Genomic DNA, 17,178 nt, shown 5'->3' on the forward strand with positions numbered 1-17,178 from the left:
CATGCTGACGAATATCTACCATATAACATACACACCGGAAATCAAAGAGGTGGAACTCTTCTTCTGGGGATGCAACATGACCTGCAAAGGGTGTCTCTGTAAGAGAACTGCCTGGGATTTTCTCCTGAAGGAAACGAAAACAGATCTCACCAAGCCACCTCTGGAAGGCATGGCCAAACCGCCGGAGAAATTCCTGGAACTCGAAGAAGTACTGCAAATCCTGGATAAACTGGATATCAAGCAAATCACCCTGGGCGGTATGGAGCCCACCATAGACCCCATGTTTCCTGAAATAACAAAAGCTCTCCATGAAAGATATGGAAGCTTCAACGTGGTATTCACTAACCTTTATGAGATCTCCGACTTCAAGGACACGGATATCGTGGTTTTTGGCCTGAATGCCGTTACGGATAGTCTCCATGAAGACTATTGTGGAAATTCAAATAAACAGATCCTGGAAAACTTCGCCAAAGTATATCAGCAAGGAAACAAGTTGGGGGTGGCAACACCTTTCATCCCCGGTTATATAGGCATCCAGGAAATCGAAAACATCGCCAAATTCTTAGCCGATACAAGCAAAGACATCTCTTACTTCATCCGCCCTTACTGCGTGGCGGGGGATAATCCGTGGCGCTCGCCGGACCATCAGGAGATGGATGAGGCGGTGAGCACCGCCAGGAAACACCTGAACAAGGTCAATTTTCTTTACGGGGATGAGGAACTTAAATTTGAGGTAATCACCATCTTCCCCGATTCTGGTTCCCTTACAAAAATCGTTCAAGGCTGATAATATAAAGGTCCGACCCTGCCAGTTTCGAGATTTTTACCTCCAGGAGAATCAACATCGTGAAAACAAATATCTACCATATTACCTATACCCCGGAACTGAAAGAAGTCTCGCTCTACTTCTGGAACTGTAATTTCAAGTGCAAAGGATGCCTGTGTAAGAAGATCCCGGATGATCCTTCCTTAAAGGAAAACCTGGTGGCGCATCTCGAGGAACCGAACGGCATCGCCAAGGCTCCAGAACGGTTTTTGGACTTCGAGGAGCTGATGCAGATACTCGATAAACTGGAAATCAAAAAAGTGATGATGATGGGGATGGAAGCGATTCTTGATCCCCAGTACCCGCTGCTGACTAAAACTTTCCATGAAAAATATGGGAGCTACAATATCGTCTGCACGAATCTCTTTGAAATGCCCCCGCTCGAGGATACGGACAAAGTCGAGGTCGGGATAAAAGCCGTTACCGATAGTCTGAATATTGACTACACAGGGGAATCAAATAATAAGGTGTTAGAGAACTTCGTCAAACTCTATAAGTCAGGCGTTGACCTGGTGGTCGAGTCGGTCCTGATCCCTGAATACATCGATGCCGAAGAGATCGAACGCATCGCTGAGTTCATCGCCAGTGTCGATAAAGACATCTTTTTCGTATTACTGCCTTACTTCAAATCCGGGGATAACCCGTGGCGGCGGCCTACCCGCGAGGAAATAGACAAAGCGGCGAGCCTGGCAAAAAAACATCTCACCAATGTCTATTCGGTCTACGGCGACGAAGAGTTGAAGTATGAGGTGGTGAGGGTCTTTTAACGCGACAGATTTCACAGAGCATTACCTAAAAGAATTATCCTAGATTGACACCAGTAATAAAGAATGTTATTCTTTATTCGATAAAAGGTAAAAAAGACCAACAAGTATCAATGTTCTTTTTCACCCCTGACGAGCAGGTTTAACAGGCAGTTCCTGCCGATTACCACCAACCCCCCTTTCGGTAGTAATTTGCAGGACCTGCCTACTTTACAGGTAATTAGTTGCGGTTGGTAATCACCGCTTCATTAATACAAAAGAGGCTGTTATGGATGTATTCGTTTCATGGAGTGGCGGTAAGGACTGTACTCTGTCATGTTATCGCGCCATGAAAGAAGGCCATAATGTTCGGCGGCTCGCCACCATGGCCACTATCGAACTGGGCCGCATGTATCCGCACCACCTGACCGCGGACGTCCTGGAATGCCAGGCCAAAGCCATGGATATTCCCCTGAAGGTCGCCTGGACGCAAAGCAGCACTTACACCGAAACCTACATCAAGATGCTGAAAGAGTTTAGAAAAGAAGGCATCACCGGCGGCGTTTTCGGCGATGTCAGCCTGGGCAACCCGGACATGGATGAACATCTGGAATGGGTTCAGCACGTGTGTAAGGCCGCCGACATGGAGGTCATCTTACCCCTCTGGAACGAGGATAGAACATCTCTCATCACCGACCTCATCGATTCCGGCTTCAAAGCCATGATTATCGCGGCCGATAACTGCCAGCTCGACGACAACTGGATCGGCAAGATCATGGATCATAAAATGCTGGCTGAGCTGAAGTCTCTCCACAGCAATTCATCCGGCGGCAAAGTCGGACTTTATCACACCCTGACCGTCGACGGCCCACTGTTCAAAAAACGGATGGAGATACTTGAATCCGAGGTCATCTTCAAAGAGTACGGACTCCTCGACGGCAAGCCTACCAAATGCCCGTTCTGGTACCTGGATATCAAGCGTTGCGGTCTGGCCGAAAAAACCGACCTGGTAAGTTCAAAACTCTAGCAGACATGAAAACCAATATCTATCATATTACCTACACCCCGGACACTCGCAGCGCCTCCCTCCGGTTCTGGGGCTGTAATATGATCTGCCTGGGGTGCCTGTGCAAGGAAGGCGTTTACGACCACCTGCTCAAAGAGAACCGGTTGGAAGGTTCCCAACGCATAGTCGACAGCAGGAAAAAACCGGAACGAATGCTTGACCTGGAAGAGGTCATAGAATATCTCTCGGGACTTGAGCTTGAGCGGGTATTCTTTACCGGTGAGGAAGCTTCTGTCGACCCCCATTTTGGCACCATAACAAAGGTTATCCACGAGAAATTCCACACCGAAAATGTATTGTACACCAACGGTTATGACATGGCGTCAATCGACGATATCGACACCATCGAGGTCGGAATTAAAGCTATTTCAGAGGACCTGCACCTGCGTTATACAGGGCGGCCGGTAGGTCCGGTGAAAGAGAATTTCATCAAGTATGCCGCATCCGGGAAAAAACTTACCGCGGCATCAATTTTGATACCCGGACTGGTTGAAGCCGAAGAGATCGAAAAAATCGCGCTTTTTATCGCAAGCGTCAACAAAGACATTCCATTTTTTGTTCTACCGTATTTCCCTGCCGGGGATAATCCATGGCGGAAGACTGAACCGTGGGAAGTGGAGGAGGCAGCGCAGCGGGTCAGGAAATATCTAACGCACGTTTCCAATTGCCAGGGGACAGATCAGGAGATCGTGCACGACGTGGAACGTGTCTTCTAGACTCCTGCACATAATTTGACATGCCAGGTCTTCTTACAGCGTTCATAATTGGTATCGGGCCGGGAGGAAAACAATTTCTGACGCCCAAAGCCGAAAAGATCATCGATTCCTGTGGTGTGGTGGTGGGCTGGGCACAAGCGCTTAACACGGTACGCCCCCTTATTGAAGGCAAAATGGTTATCGAGCAAACTTGCGCCGATTACCAGAACGCTCTGTCGTCAGCATCTGAAACAGCCCGCTCCCTGACCACCAACGTCGCCGTTCTGGTTGCCGATGACCCGCTGACTTACTCTGCCGGTTTGGACAGTTTCAAAAGACCTTTCTCCGGCTTCAAGCTGGAAATAATACCCGCCATCAGCAGTTTTCAGCTTGCCGCCGCGGCAGCTAAAATCTCATTAGAAGACTCTTTACTGGTTGTCTATGCTCCTGACGCCCAGGGCAACATCGACGAAGAAGACCTTAACAACAAACGCCGGCGCATGCTCGGCGCTTTTGATTCATCCTATCACCTGATAATCATGAGCGACCTGGAACAGACCCTGGGGCAGACGGCCGCTTTTCTTATCGCCAACGGGTTACCACGGGATGCCCGGGCCATAATCGGAGAACAAATCGGGACGGACGAAGAGGTCATCACAACGACGGACCTTGAAAGCGCCGCTGCGACCAGCTACCATTGGATGTCAATGATGATCATCAAGGCAACAGCCCCCGTAACCCGGCAAAGAACATAATGATGAACGTATTTCATATCACATACGAGCCTCAATATAAGATTCTTGACCTGCATTTCTGGGGATGCAACCTGAAATGCCGCGGCTGCTACAAAAACTATGATGTTTTTGATCTTGGTTTGACCGAAAACCCGCTCGAACGCCTGCTATCTTTACCCGAAGCATCTCCCCCAACACGATTTTTGAAATTTGATGAGGTATTAAACCATATCAAATCGATCAATCCCGAATATACCATCTTTATGGGCCAGGAAGCCGTCTTAGACGCCGAACTGCCCCTATTGGCAGCCGCGATTCACGAGACGACAAAAAGCCGGATCATATTACTCACCAATGGATTGAAAATGGCCGACCTTACTCATGTCGATGAAGTTGTTTTCAGTTTCAAGGCATTCAATGACGACGTGCACAAGCAATACACCGGGGGTTCAAACGCACAGATCCTGACTAATTTCAAAAAATTATACGCGTCCGGAGCGCCAGTTCAAGCGGAAATAGCCTATATACCTGGTTTAGTCGAAGAAAAGGAAATCGAAGACCTGGCCCGATACCTGGCTGGCATAGACGCGGATGTACCATTTCGGGTAACCTCTTATTTTGCTGTGCCAGGCGCTCCCTGGAAACCAGCCGGTAAGGATCAAGTCGAGAAAGCCGCGATCAGGGCACGATTACATCTGAGAAACGTGACCACGATAACATCGGACATGAAGAGCTCAAGCTGGAAACCTGTGAGGATTTTTTAACTAGATGAAGCTAAGCCGTAATGCGCGAATCACCCTGCAAAAAAGGTATCTGAAACGGGACGAAACCGGACGCCTCATCGAAGAACCTGAGGATATGTTCCGCCGGGTCTCAAAAACGGTAGCATCCGCGGAATTAAAATACGGTTCACCCGATGCCGCCTCATCCTGGGACGAAGAATTCTACCAGATGATGACCCGGCTGGAGTTTCTGCCGAATTCGCCGACCCTGCTGAACGCAGGACAGGAACTGGGATTACTATCATCCTGTTTTGTGCTGCCGGTCGAAGATTCCATAGACGGAATCTCAAGGACTGTCAGGGAAGCGATGTTGATCCAGCAATACGGCGGAGGAACGGGATACTCTTTTTCATCGATCCGCCCCGAGGGGGACTTTGTCGCGGGGTATCGGCCTGCCGCCGGGGGACCGGTCAAGTTAATCAACGTTTTTTCCGAATCGGCCAATTATATTCGGCAGGCTGGCGTCAGGTGCGGGTGTAATGCCGCAAGTCTACCGGTAACCCATCCCGACATTATGAATTTCATCAAGGCCAAGAGTGACGGTTCGTGTTCGGCCAATTTTGCGACGAATATTTCTATTACGGACGATTTTATCGAAAAGGTCAGGCGGGGCGATAACTTCAGCCTGGTAAATCCGCGCAACGGCGCCGTTACCGGCGAATTATCGGCAAGAGAGGTTTTTACCACGATCGCCCAGGGAGCATGGTCGACCGGGGACCCGGGAATAATATTTATCGACCGGATAAAGGAGAGCAATCCTACACCTCACCTGGGAGCTTTCGATACGACAGACCCCTGCGGCGGTCAACTCCTGCTGCCATACGAATCCGCCACCCTGGGGACGATTAACCTGTCACTCATGGTAAAACGCGACCAGAACGGACCGGCGGTGGATTTCGACCGGCTTGCCGGGATCATTCCGAAAGCGGTTCGATTTCTCGATGACGCGTTGGACGTGAATCGTTTTCCATTCTCCCAGGTTGAAAATGCGGCGCTTGCGACCCGAAAAATCGGCCTCGGCTTCATGGGCTTTGCGGAGATGCTCATGCAGCTCGGCATCCCATACAATTCAGAGGAGGCATTGTCAGTAGCGGATCAACTGATGCGATTCTTCTCTGACACCGTGCGCCGTTCAAGCGAGCAACTGGCCCAAGAACGCGGCGCATTTCCCGCGTTTCCGGGCAGTATCTACGATCACGCGGAAGGCAAGCCGATACGAAACGCCTCGTGCGTGACCTTCACCAATACCGGCACGACCAGCATCATCGCCAATACCTCCAGCGGCATTCACCCCATCTACTCACTGGTGATGGTACGTAATATACTCGATGGCGAGCGGCTGCTGGATATTAATGAGCAATTTGAAAGAACGGCACGGGAACACGGTTTTTTCAGCCGCGGACTGGTGGAAAAATTGTTAGCCGGAGAAAGCCCGCAAGATTGCCTGGAAATTCCCCAACCCCACCGGAGAATTTTGGCAACCGCGAAAGATATCGAACCGGAGTGGTGCATCCGCATGCAATCCATTTTCCAGCGTTATACGGATAACGCGGTATCTCAGACAGTCAATTTCCCGAAAGAAGCCACTGTTGACGATATCGCTAACCTATTTTTAAAAGCACATGAACTTGGAATCAAGGGAATAACAGCCTACAGAGATACCAGCCGGGATGTCCAGGTGCTTTGTACCGGGGATGCCTGCCTCGACGTCATTGAAGGTTATTTCAACGGCGATCTCAAATAAAAACGGATAATACCGAACGGATTCTTTGTGATATCGGCGGATTAGTTTTTGATCGATAACATCTGGATTTTTATCCTGGCCGTGGTTTTGGATCTGGCGCTCGCCGAGCCTCCCAACGCCATCCATCTGACCGTCTGGATCGGCAGGACTATTGCGGTCTTCGAAAAGATCGGGTTGGCTATCCGCGGAATAAAACTTCAATTTATTTTCGGAATGCTTGTATCCGTGTTTCTGATCGGTATCATCGGTTTTTCAAGCTATCTTCTACTCCAGTATCTTTCCGGAATTCACACCGGGTTATTTATCATCGCCGCGGTATTGTTGTTTAAACCTACATTCTGCCTGAGGGAAAGCTGGCAATTATCCCTGGGCATCAAAAAATACCTGGAAAGCGACTGCACCGATATCCAAAAAGCGGATCGCAAAATCCGCTTCCTGCTGACTACGGTGGAACACGGCGAAAATGGAAGCACCGATACCCAGCCGATTATTTCCTCGACGATCAGATCCCTTATGGAGAACGCCTCGGATTTTTTAGTAGCGCCGCTTTTTTACTATCTGTTCCTGGGGGTACCGGGTGCCATCGCTTACCGGGTCTCCAATACTCTGGACGGCATGCTGGGACACCGCGGTCAATATGAATACCTGGGCAAGTTTGCCGCGCATTTTGACGATGTGCTCAATTTCATTCCCGCCAGGCTCACCGGCTTCACCCTGGTCGCCGCAGCATGGTTCTCAGGCCTGAATGCAAAAAACGCCTGGCGGATCATGCTGAGAGATCACGGCAAAACGGAAAGTCCTAACGCCGGCTGGCCCATGGCAGCTGCCGCCGGAGCGCTTGAGGTCCGGTTGGACCGCGCGGGGCACTACGAACTAGGCGATGCCGCCCGGCCACTCACCGCAGCCACGATTGGCCAGGGCGTCAGATTGTTCCGTTTCATGGCTGCAATCAACATTATATTCAGTGTTGGAATACTCTTTCTGTTATACTTCCTAACGTAATTACTTTCTGGAGGCCACTACATGGCGCGTGAAATGACACACTGTTTCGTTAAAATTCCCGTGAAACCGCTGGATGAAGCAACCCTGGAAAGGGTCAAACAACTGGAGCGTAAACTGGGAGCCCAGCTCATCGCTTTCGCAGCTCACAATGATGAGTATGCCCGCCTTACAGCGGAACAGCTTAAAGAAATAGACGATTTAGGTAAAGAAATCGATGCCGCGATCGTCGCATACAGCAGTGGAAACACGGTTCAGCGCCGCCCGCGCGCCTGTTAAAACGATTCTGAGTTTGCCGATGACCCAGCAATCTAAATACAAGATGATCTATCTGGACAACGCCGCCAGCACGCCCACCGACTCCCGGGTGGTCGAGGCAATGCTGCCCTATTTCAATACCATATACGGCAATCCGTCAGCCATTCACCCCATGGGTTGTCATTCCAGTGACGCATTGGAGAATGCCCGCCGCCAGGTGGCAGCGTTGATCAATTGCCACCCTGAAGACATAATTTTCACCAGCGGCGGGACGGAAGCCGATAATCTGGCGCTCTTAGGACTGACCGCCGCCAGCGTCACCAAGGGCAATCATATTATCACAAGCCAAATCGAACATCACGCGATCCTGGAAACCTGCCATCATCTTGAAAAGAAGGGAATTCAGATCACATATCTACCGGTGGATCGTCACGGGATGGTGGCACCCGAAGCGGTACGCGACGCCATCAGACCCGATACAGTACTGGTAAGTGTAATGGCTGCCAACAATGTCATCGGTACGATTCAGCCGATAACTGAAATCGGGGCTGTCTGCCGGGAGAAAGGGGTTTTCTTCCACACCGATGCGGTACAACTCGTGGGTCATCTGCCTGTGGATGTCGAAAAAAGCCAGATAGATCTTTTATCCTTATCGGCCCATAAATTCAATGGCCCGAAAGGAGTCGGGGCGCTTTTTGCCAGGCGAGAAGTCCCGCTCTCACCTATCATATTTGGCGGCGGGCAAGAAGAAGCTCTGCGGTCCGGTACTGAGAATGTCCCGGGCATTGTCGGGCTGGGAATGGCGGCGGAAATCGCCGGCTCCGAGATTACATCTGAATCTGCCCGAATCCATGACCTCAGCCTGAAACTGATCAACGGTATTCTGAATGGGATCCCTGGCGTACGTTTGAACGGACATCCGGAAAACCGGTTACCTAATAACATCAACGTGAGCATACCGGGAATCGAGGGAGAGTATTTAACCAGGGAGTTGGGTAAACGGGGAGTCTGTGTCTCGACCGGGTCAGCCTGCAGTTCCGGCACCCACGAGGCTCCTTACGTGTTACTGGCAACCGGGTTGGAACGCGATCTGGCAAATTGTTCGATCCGTTTATCCCTGGGAAAGATGAGCGATGAAGATTCCGTTCGCCAAACGATAAACATCCTGAGTGATGTCTGTTCCCGGATAAGAGCCCAATCCGTCATCTAGCACGGCGATAAGGAAGAAAAATGACCATCAACCGGACTAAAACGATAGCGACACTCCCGGGGCTCACCGCAGAAGTAGCGGACTATCGGGTATGGGACGTCGATGCTAACGCACTTGTCGTCAAGTTCGCGGAAACTCATTCGACTCTTTCAGGTGAAAAAGGGTCTCGCCGCTCTAAGATTATCTGCAATTGCTACCTTCCCAAGGAGTTGTGCGATAACCTTCACTACAGCAACCAGGACTACGGTGTCTATCTCAAGAGCCTGGCTAAAGAGATCGCGGCATTCTATGAGGTTGATTCATCAGACATTTCCATGATATCAACCGGAGTGGATATGCGTGAACTTGCTCACTGTGTCGAAACGCATGATGAATTATGGGTCGCCGCCTGGGTCACCGCTGGATTTAAACATAACGCGATGCGTGTCGGGGTGGATCGGGCTTACGGCGTAGAGATCAATGGGAAATACCGGACCTGCGGTACGATCAATATAATCGTAACGACCAACGCTAAACTCAGCCTGGCTACGATGGCTTCAAGTTTCATCACCATAACTGAAGCCAAGGGTATCGCTCTGCAGGACCTCAGGATACACAGTTCTTTCGACAGCTCCCTGCAGGCGACAGGAACAGGTACGGACCAGATCGTCGTTGCATCAGGAAATGAATTCATCTGCCGTTATGCCGGAGGTCACACCAAATTAGGCGAACTTATGGCCAAATCGGTAACCAAAGCCTGTTTAATCGCGTGTAAGAAACAATTGGCGAAAGACCCTGACTACCATGGTGAAAGTGCCCCCAGTGGAGAACAATGATATGACATCCCATTTATCCATCACGGATCACGCAGGACGCAGCGTAACAATCGAGATCCCTAAGCACAAGATTATATCGCTAGCCCCAAGCAATACAGAGATGGTCTATGCGCTGGGCGCCCAGGAATTACTTCACGGCGTCACCGAATATTGCGATTTTCCAGAGGCGGCGAAACTAATACCGAGGGTCGGTGGCTACACCACGGTGGATATCGATATTATCAACGAAATCCAACCTGATTTAATACTGGCCGGTACCATACATTTGAAGGGCATCGTTTCAAAGCTTGAAGAGCTCGGCTACCCGGTAATCGTCCTGGAAAGCAACACCATATCCGGCATGCTCACCGCCATTGAAATTATCGGGCAGTGTACCGGAAAAGAGGCTGTTGCTGAACAACTCGTGGAATCGTTGAGAGCACGCGCCGAAGCCGTTACCGATAAAACGAAAGATCTGCCGGTTGAAAAACGGCCACGTGTATATTACCTGCATGAAAGCCAGACATGGAAAACCTTTGGAGCCAAAACGATCGGCGATACGCTGACCGATCTGGCTGGCGGCTACAATATCGGCCGGGATTTCGGTGAGTATTACCCATACCCCACATTCTCAGATATCGTCAACAGCAATCCGGATATAATCATCGCCGAGACCGGTTACGGCGAAAACCCAATGGAACCGTTAAACATCGCCCTGAACGAGCCCGCGATCGAAAGCACTAAAGCGCGTAAGTCAGGCCGGGTTTATGGCATCAGCAGCGACCTTGTCGGCCGAGCCGGACCGCGCATGGTAGAAGGGCTTGAGGAACTGGCCCGTATTTTCCATCCCGGTTTATTCTAAATCTGGAGAGATCTCATTGCCTAAAGGTAAAGTATTTGTTGTTGGAGTCGGCCCCGGTTCAGCCGGATGGGTTTCAGCTCACGTCAGAGATCTAGTGTTATCCGCTGATATCCTGGTGGGATGGGAACAAGACTTCAAACCGGTGAAAAATCTGGTCAAAAGCCAGCAGATTTATTTACAGGAATGTCACAACTACCTGGAAATCCCCGGAAAAGCCGCATTGGAAGCAGAGACATCCGGAGCTACCGTCGTAGTACTCAAAACTGGCGACCCCTTGGTGGCGCCGGCGGGACTTGAAGGAGTCCTCAAAACCTTCGAAGGTTTTGATATTTCCATCGTTCCCGGTATCAGCACGGTGCAGCTTGCGGCTGCCAAAGCCGGCGTTTCACTCACTGACTCCGCCATTATCACGTATCATCCCCTGCCCCATGACGGAGGAAGTGATTTACGGAAGAAACGGAAAAGAATCCTCAAAGCCATCGAGAATGGCCTGCACGTCATCGTTCTCACAGGAGTCCGCCAGATGCCGCGGCAGACGGCTCAATTTCTGATAGATCAAGGGATTGATCCAAGCACCGCTTGCATTGTTTTCGAAAACCTGGGACTCCCTGAGGAGCGTTTTACTAATGGCTGTTTGAACGAAGTAGTCAGCCAATCATTTAACTGGAAGTCGGTGATGATCATATTGTGATCATGCTTATTGAATAAACCGGGGTGAGCTGCTGAACCGAAATCCGGTCTTTTATTCACAAAAATCCGGGAGGATCCTTTGTTGGATCCTCCCGGATTTTTTTACCAGGACTATTCGGCCCGCTAGGAAACAGCCCGGTTCCTGCGTTTGATCAGGATTCCTGCTACAACAAGCAGTAAGAGTCCTGGTATACCCATTAACAATAAGGCTGTTGTGGCAGCATCGGACTCAAATTCGGATGTGAAGCCCTGGTAGTTCTGGATGCCGAAGAGTATTAAAGCTACTCCCACAACTCCAATGAGTATCTCGTACCAGGCCATTTTGACACCCTTGCCCCGTAGCCAGAACCACAGCACGGTGAGACCGGTAGCCACAATAAGAGCAGCGATAAACCACATTTCCGATTACCTCCTTTTATTTCAACCTATTTCAGGGACCTTACATCTTCCACTGACCCTTGGTGGCGCGGATGTGGGTGGGCGTGCCATGAGAAGGTAGAGCCATATCCCACCAGTCATCCGGGCGCAGAGCTGCCTGACCGGTTCCGAATACATCGGCCAAGCTGGCGAAGAAGCTGTTAAAGATGCCAGTGGTGGCTGCCGTCGCACGGATCACGTTATGCGCCAGTGCCGCTCTGTCCTCACCGAACGGGCAGACGCCGAAGCAGGACCGGCCGCCGCCGGCATCTCCCATGATCTCAACTGGAGCGCAACCGTAATACTGCGTGTAATAGTTATAACAAGAGACCTGATTGGTCCAGAATAATTTGATTCCGGGATTTTTATAGATTGTTGGCAGACCTTCTGTCAGCGGGATGTCCCATGAAGGCTCTTTGTCCAGCGAAATGGAATTGGACGGACATTGCTTGGCACAAATAGCACAACCGTGGCAGAAGCGGAACATACCGGCGTCGATAGGTTTGGTGGGCGCTAACGGAAGTGTGGTCATCAAGACGAGGGGATTATAGTTGGGACCAACTTCAAAGCTCAGGGCGTAGTTGTTCTGTCGGGATGCCTCGCCAACACCAGTCAACGCGGTAGCGGCTCCGGCGTTAACAGCAAAAGCCTGGTGACCGGTCAATCCGAACAACTGGTAATCACCCAACGTCCGCAGGAACCTGAATAGCCGGGCTTCGACGGAACTGTGGAAATTATCTACAGCAGTGGCGTTGCCGTTAGCCAATATCGAGTTTGACTTGCGGGCTTCCGGGGTTTGAGGACTGCACAAAAAGAGCAGCGATGCTTTGCTAGGAATCACATGTTCGGTTATCGTTCCATTGGTCCGTCTGAATGCCTTGGGAACATTATCATAGACATAAGCGGCTGTGGCACTTGTCTTTGTCAACACGAGCTTGTTTCGCCAGGTCGAATCCAGATCAGCGAAGCCAACAATGGAGAAACCGAAGTACCTGATGGCAGCCATCGCCAGCCTGGAAGCTTCTTCCGGGGTACCTGTCCAATTGGGAAGACCCCACTCAGACGGGAGAGGAGACAAATCGGCTGTGTTGGTCAGACCTTCGTACTGCCAGGCAGCGGATGTTTTCCGGTCGCTTTTACCCTGGTTCAGAGCCTGCCACTTGAGATCATAGCCGGGGTGCTGCTTAGCTCTGTACTCGTCCCTGCGGGCGTTGCCGGCGGCCGTATACTCCGCGTTCCTGGCACCGGAGGGGTAGTGTTTGGTAGTAGCCGCACCGTAACCGGTGTTTGAATGATCCCAACGCTTCAGCATATCCCAATCGATTTCTGAAGTGCATTTGAGAAGGTCCATCTCCTTAACATACCAGGGCAGGTGGTTGCTGGCGGATGGCGCCCCCATCATGTCATCAATGTCATTGAAGCTTGGCGCCACTGCTGCCGCAGCGCCAAGTCCGGCGCCTGTCACCCCGAGGGCTTTCATGAAATCTCTTCTGCTGACTATGGAGTGAAAACTAGACATTTTTCTTTAACCCCTTTCTTTGATATTTTGTCGCAGCCTTTTTAGGGTCGTCCGGTCTTTCCCGGGGGTCATTCTGTCATTATTTTTCCTCCTTCAATGCTATCCACACCCTTGATAAGATTTAAGCATATATTTTTTTAATATCCATGTTGCATTATCGTCCTCTCTGTACCATGTGTCAATACCCCAATATGTATATTATTTATTAGTGTTTAATAACCTCGCTATCACCTCTCAAGAATGCGCTAAAACCGCCTACTTCTAGACGCTGGAACCCGGCCCGTAGAGCACCACAACCAAAACTAACCTCTACCCGAACAAGGAATCGAAATCGATGGGCAACGCGGTTGCGTCCCCGCCGGTTTCCCGTTATGCTTCAATATCGGAAGCGCGAACCCAACTGCGATGACAGATTCATTATCAATAAAAGATTAACAGGATACATTGGATGGAAGACAAACACGTTCAGATCAGCGCCGACACCCGGGCGCCAAGAATTTTAGTGGCGCTTTCCGGTGGCGTCGATTCAGCAGTAGCAGCGGCGCTGATGAAAAAGAGCGGCGCCGAGGTGACCGGAATCATTATGACCATCTACGGCGGTGAGGATACCCCGGTACAAACCGGGCACAAACACGGCTGTTACGGGCCCGGTGAAGCAGAGGATGTCAGGGATGCGCAAGCGGTAGCAGATGCGCTGGGTATCAAACTGTACGTCTTTGACCTCAAAGCTGAATACCAGACAGCGGTGCTGGATCATTTCAAGGCGGAATACCAGGCCGGGCGGACGCCCAATCCCTGTGTTTACTGTAACCAGCGTATCAAACTGGGAGCCCTCCTCGAAAAGGCCAGCGCCTCCGGCATTGAATTCGACTTTGTGGTTACGGGGCACTACGCTCGGACAGAGTACGATCCGGCGACCGGCCGCTACCGGCTACTCCGCGGTATAAACCACGATAAAGACCAGTCCTATTTCCTGTCACGACTTTCGCAGGAGCAGCTTAAAAAAGTGCGTTTTCCGCTCGGCGAGTTGACCAAAGAGGAAGTGAGGCGACTGGCCGACGGCTTGAAGCTCCCGGTGGCGGAAAAAGAAGAGAGTCAGAACTTCATCGCTGGGGGGTACCGGCAACTGGTATGCGGAGAAGCCAAACCCGGTCCTATCCTCGATGAATCCGGCAAGGTACTGGGCAGCCATCCGGGGGTCGCTTTCTTTACTCTGGGTCAGCGCCAGGGACTGGGATTAGCGGCCAAGGAACCACTTTATGTCATCCGTATCGAACCGGAGCAGAACGCAATCATCGTCGGGGGTAAAGAAGCAGTTTATCGATCCGAAGTGCTGGCGAATGATTTGAATTGGATATCTATCGAGAACCTTACTTCAAGCCTAGATGTCGCCGCCCGGATACGTTCCGGAGCGTCCCCTGTACCGGCACGGATCGAGTCCCTCGGTCCTGACCGGATAAAGGTGGTTTTCAATGAACCGCAGATGGCACCGGCGCCGGGGCAGGCGATTGTCCTCTACGATGGTGAGGTTGTGGTGGGTTCCGGTGTTATCAACCATTAGACCGGGTCTCGCGAAGGTGGTGACTTCAACCTCAGCATGAGGGCTGCGGGGTTTGGCGGCGGCCTGAAAACACAACCGGATTGGGCGTTGTGACGAATCAGAGAAATGGTGGGCAGCAGAGGATTCGAACCTCTGACTTCCTGCGTGTGAAGCAGGCGTTCTAACCACTGAACTAGCCGCCCGAAAGCAAAAGCTATTGTAGCCCAAACGTTACCCGATGTAAAACACCATACAACAGAAACGCTTTATTTTCTTTGCTGACTATTAAGTACATATTCTTATATATTATATGTACCATTTTCAAGGTTACGATTTCCTAATTAAAAATACGCATATTGGCGTATATCTTTTTGTCACTTCTAAAGTTACAATGAGTGTATAAATAGTTATTGTCCGTTATACAGGAGGTTGTTAATCAGATTTGACACCCGGAAGAGACCGGGGGCAGCGGGAAAGACCGTGATGTATCCAAAAAAGACGAATTAAGGAGAAAAATTATGACCGCTAAATTCCACTCAACGCTCAGTCGCCGCGATTTCATGAAGGCTCTGGGCATCACCGGCGTAGGCGTGGGCGCCGCCGCCGCTCTCACCCCCGGATTTAAAGATCTGGATGACCTTGCTTCTTCAGCCAGCAATCAGTCCCACCCCTGGTGGGTTAAGGAACGTGAACACCATGATCCCACCAATGAGATCGATTGGAACACCTTCAAAGCTTATGACAATCAAATTACTCCAAGGTATTCCATTTCATCTACCGCCAAAGCCGCAAACACCGTACGCGATACAGCCATCGAAAAGGCAGCCTATGCTAATAAGACACCGGGGGACTCCCTGCGCGACTACGCGTTTGGACAGGGTTCCAGTTTCATCGGACCAAATGCTCCCTGGGACGGCCCTGCGGGTTCCCTGCCGGCCAACGCTGAGGGCAAACGCTGGGAAGACACTGCCGAGAACAACCTCCAGATGATGCGCGCCGCCCTCCATACCTATGGTGCCGTCCTGACCGGCGCCCTCGAGGTCAATGATAAGACCCGTAAAATCTTTGACGCCTCCGGTTTTGTCTTTGACTCTACAGATGTGGGCTATCAGGATGAGAAAAAGGTCTACCACATCCCCCAGAAAGCCAAATATGTGCTCACCTTCGCCACCCAACAGCATTACATCCAGAGCCTGTATCAGCTGCGTAAAGACGATAACTATCCCGGCGGATACGGCACCAAGAAACAACTGGGCAACCAGGCCATCGGACATGCCTACTCCCATGCCGCTCAAGTCGGATACATGGCTATGCGCATGGTCAAGAACCTGGGATACGGCACCTACAAAACCGGCGTCACCGCCAATGTGCCTCTAGGTATCTTTTCCGGTTTAGGAGAACAGGGCCGGGCTACCTACCTGTTAACCCCTCGTTACGGTCTTATGGTTCGCTACACCAACTACTTCTTTACCGATATGCCGTTAGCGGCCACCCCGCCGATGGACGCCGGTTTAATGACTTTCTGTAAAACTTGCGTCCGTTGCGGTGAGCGCTGTCCGTCCGAGTCTATATCTAAAGACAACGACACACAGTGGGAAACCGCCGGAGGGCACAACCGTCCCGGTTACAAAGGTTGGTACATGGACTGGGAAAGTTGCATCGACTTCGGCTCGCCTCAGGCTTGCGGCAACTGCCAGGCCACCTGCCCCTTCAACCATGCTTCAGACGGCCTGATCCACCCCGTCGTCCGCGCCACCGCGGCGGCTACCCCCATCTTCAACAGTTTCTTCGCTACCATGGATCGGGCTTTCAACTACGCTGAAGCCAAGACTGACGAGGAACTGGAAGCCTGGTGGAGCCGCGATCTCGACAAATGGAACGGCGATACCACCCTCGGTTCCGGCAAGAACGTCTGGTAAGACCAATCTAGCTCATCAAATACACAGGGGGTTCGGCTAAGCCGAACCCCCTGTCATACTTTAGTTGTCTTTTATTTATACTTTCGGCCATATCCTAAATGCTTAGAACAATTAGTCCTTTAGTACGATGTATTAAATACACCTACGAGTTATAATCTGAATCGAACTTGTTTGGATTTGTTATAAACTAAAGGAGTAGTAAGATGAGCCAATTCCATTCGACAATGAGCCGCCGTGACTTCATGAAGGGCCTCGGACTGGCCGGTGCCGGCATCGGTGCCGCCGCAGCCATCGCCCCTTCCTTCAGTGATCTCGACGAACTCGCCGCTTCTGGACCTTCCGCCCGCCACCCCTGGTGGGTTAAGGAAAATGAACTCGAA

The 17,178-nt window shown here is 51.1% G+C and carries 18 protein-coding genes and 1 tRNA gene; 16 read left to right on the forward strand and 3 right to left on the reverse strand.

Annotated features, from left to right (window positions below; genetic code table 11):
• Position 1: 1 nt before the first annotated feature.
• The 13 genes from ABFB09_RS01790 (at position 2) to cbiE (ABFB09_RS01850) (ending at position 11,404) form a co-directional block, all read left to right on the forward strand.
• The gene (locus tag ABFB09_RS01790; protein ID WP_346999442.1) at positions 2–787 is read left to right on the forward strand and encodes a radical SAM protein; all 786 of its coding nucleotides are present in this window, start codon (positions 2–4) and stop codon (positions 785–787) included.
• A 59-nt stretch (positions 788–846) separates the two neighbouring features.
• The gene (locus ABFB09_RS01795) at positions 847–1,593 is read left to right on the forward strand and encodes a radical SAM protein (protein WP_346999443.1); all 747 of its coding nucleotides are present in this window, start codon (positions 847–849) and stop codon (positions 1,591–1,593) included.
• A gap of 265 nt (positions 1,594–1,858) precedes the next feature.
• Positions 1,859–2,596 (forward strand): diphthine--ammonia ligase, encoded by a 738-nt coding sequence (locus ABFB09_RS01800; RefSeq protein ID WP_346999444.1) that lies wholly within the window; start codon positions 1,859–1,861, stop codon positions 2,594–2,596.
• Positions 2,597–2,601: 5 nt separating this feature from the next.
• On the forward strand, positions 2,602–3,351 hold the full coding sequence (locus ABFB09_RS01805) for a radical SAM protein (RefSeq protein WP_346999445.1): 750 nt from the start codon (positions 2,602–2,604) through the stop codon (positions 3,349–3,351).
• 20 nt (positions 3,352–3,371) lie between these two features.
• On the forward strand, positions 3,372–4,085 hold the full coding sequence (gene cbiE / locus ABFB09_RS01810; protein WP_346999449.1) for a precorrin-6y C5,15-methyltransferase (decarboxylating) subunit CbiE: 714 nt from the start codon (positions 3,372–3,374) through the stop codon (positions 4,083–4,085).
• On the forward strand, positions 4,085–4,828 hold the full coding sequence (locus ABFB09_RS01815) for a radical SAM protein (protein WP_346999450.1): 744 nt from the start codon (positions 4,085–4,087) through the stop codon (positions 4,826–4,828). Before cbiE (ABFB09_RS01810) ends, ABFB09_RS01815 begins: the two co-directional genes overlap by 1 nt.
• Positions 4,829–4,832: 4 nt before the next feature.
• Positions 4,833–6,590 carry an adenosylcobalamin-dependent ribonucleoside-diphosphate reductase gene (locus ABFB09_RS01820; protein ID WP_346999451.1) on the forward strand — a complete coding sequence of 586 codons (1,758 nt, stop codon included), beginning with the start codon at positions 4,833–4,835 and terminating at the stop codon, positions 6,588–6,590.
• A gap of 48 nt (positions 6,591–6,638) precedes the next feature.
• Complete coding sequence (gene cbiB, locus ABFB09_RS01825) at positions 6,639–7,592, forward strand: adenosylcobinamide-phosphate synthase CbiB (RefSeq protein ID WP_346999453.1); 954 nt, start codon at positions 6,639–6,641, stop codon at positions 7,590–7,592.
• A 21-nt stretch (positions 7,593–7,613) separates the two neighbouring features.
• Positions 7,614–7,868 (forward strand): hypothetical protein, encoded by a 255-nt coding sequence (locus ABFB09_RS01830; protein WP_346999454.1) that lies wholly within the window; start codon positions 7,614–7,616, stop codon positions 7,866–7,868.
• Between the two features lie 19 nt (positions 7,869–7,887).
• Positions 7,888–9,057, forward strand: a complete 1,170-nt coding sequence (locus ABFB09_RS01835) for a cysteine desulfurase family protein (protein WP_346999456.1) — start codon at positions 7,888–7,890, stop codon at positions 9,055–9,057.
• A 20-nt stretch (positions 9,058–9,077) separates the two neighbouring features.
• Entirely contained in the window at positions 9,078–9,872 is a 795-nt protein-coding gene (locus tag ABFB09_RS01840; RefSeq protein ID WP_346999457.1) for an adenosylcobinamide amidohydrolase, read from the forward strand.
• A gap of 1 nt (position 9,873) precedes the next feature.
• The gene (locus tag ABFB09_RS01845) at positions 9,874–10,713 is read left to right on the forward strand and encodes a cobalamin-binding protein (protein ID WP_346999458.1); all 840 of its coding nucleotides are present in this window, start codon (positions 9,874–9,876) and stop codon (positions 10,711–10,713) included.
• 16 nt (positions 10,714–10,729) lie between these two features.
• Positions 10,730–11,404 (forward strand): precorrin-6y C5,15-methyltransferase (decarboxylating) subunit CbiE, encoded by a 675-nt coding sequence (cbiE, locus tag ABFB09_RS01850; RefSeq protein ID WP_346999460.1) that lies wholly within the window; start codon positions 10,730–10,732, stop codon positions 11,402–11,404.
• A 122-nt stretch (positions 11,405–11,526) separates the two neighbouring features.
• Here cbiE (ABFB09_RS01850) and ABFB09_RS01855 read toward each other — a convergent pair whose 3' ends face one another.
• Together ABFB09_RS01855 and ABFB09_RS01860 are read right to left on the reverse strand one after the other, a co-directional pair.
• Positions 11,527–11,802 carry an LPXTG cell wall anchor domain-containing protein gene (locus ABFB09_RS01855; protein ID WP_346999461.1) on the reverse strand — a complete coding sequence of 92 codons (276 nt, stop codon included), beginning with the start codon at positions 11,800–11,802 and terminating at the stop codon, positions 11,527–11,529.
• A 40-nt stretch (positions 11,803–11,842) separates the two neighbouring features.
• Entirely contained in the window at positions 11,843–13,339 is a 1,497-nt protein-coding gene (locus ABFB09_RS01860; protein WP_346999462.1) for a reductive dehalogenase, read from the reverse strand.
• 448 nt (positions 13,340–13,787) lie between these two features.
• On the opposite strand from ABFB09_RS01860, the gene mnmA reads away from it, so the two are divergent.
• On the forward strand, positions 13,788–14,900 hold the full coding sequence (mnmA, locus tag ABFB09_RS01865; protein WP_346999463.1) for a tRNA 2-thiouridine(34) synthase MnmA: 1,113 nt from the start codon (positions 13,788–13,790) through the stop codon (positions 14,898–14,900).
• A gap of 106 nt (positions 14,901–15,006) precedes the next feature.
• On the opposite strand, the gene ABFB09_RS01870 is transcribed toward mnmA, so the two are convergent.
• Positions 15,007–15,082 (reverse strand) — tRNA-Val (locus ABFB09_RS01870).
• Between the two features lie 315 nt (positions 15,083–15,397).
• On the opposite strand from ABFB09_RS01870, the gene ABFB09_RS01875 reads away from it, so the two are divergent.
• On the forward strand, positions 15,398–16,798 hold the full coding sequence (locus ABFB09_RS01875; RefSeq protein ID WP_346999464.1) for a reductive dehalogenase: 1,401 nt from the start codon (positions 15,398–15,400) through the stop codon (positions 16,796–16,798).
• Between the two features lie 203 nt (positions 16,799–17,001).
• The coding region (locus tag ABFB09_RS01880; RefSeq protein ID WP_346999470.1) for a twin-arginine translocation signal domain-containing protein at positions 17,002–17,178 on the forward strand (177 nt) is incomplete at its 3' end.

The sequence above is a fragment of the Dehalogenimonas sp. THU2 genome (genome assembly GCF_039749495.1).
Lineage (GTDB): Bacteria > Chloroflexota > Dehalococcoidia > Dehalococcoidales > Dehalococcoidaceae > Dehalogenimonas.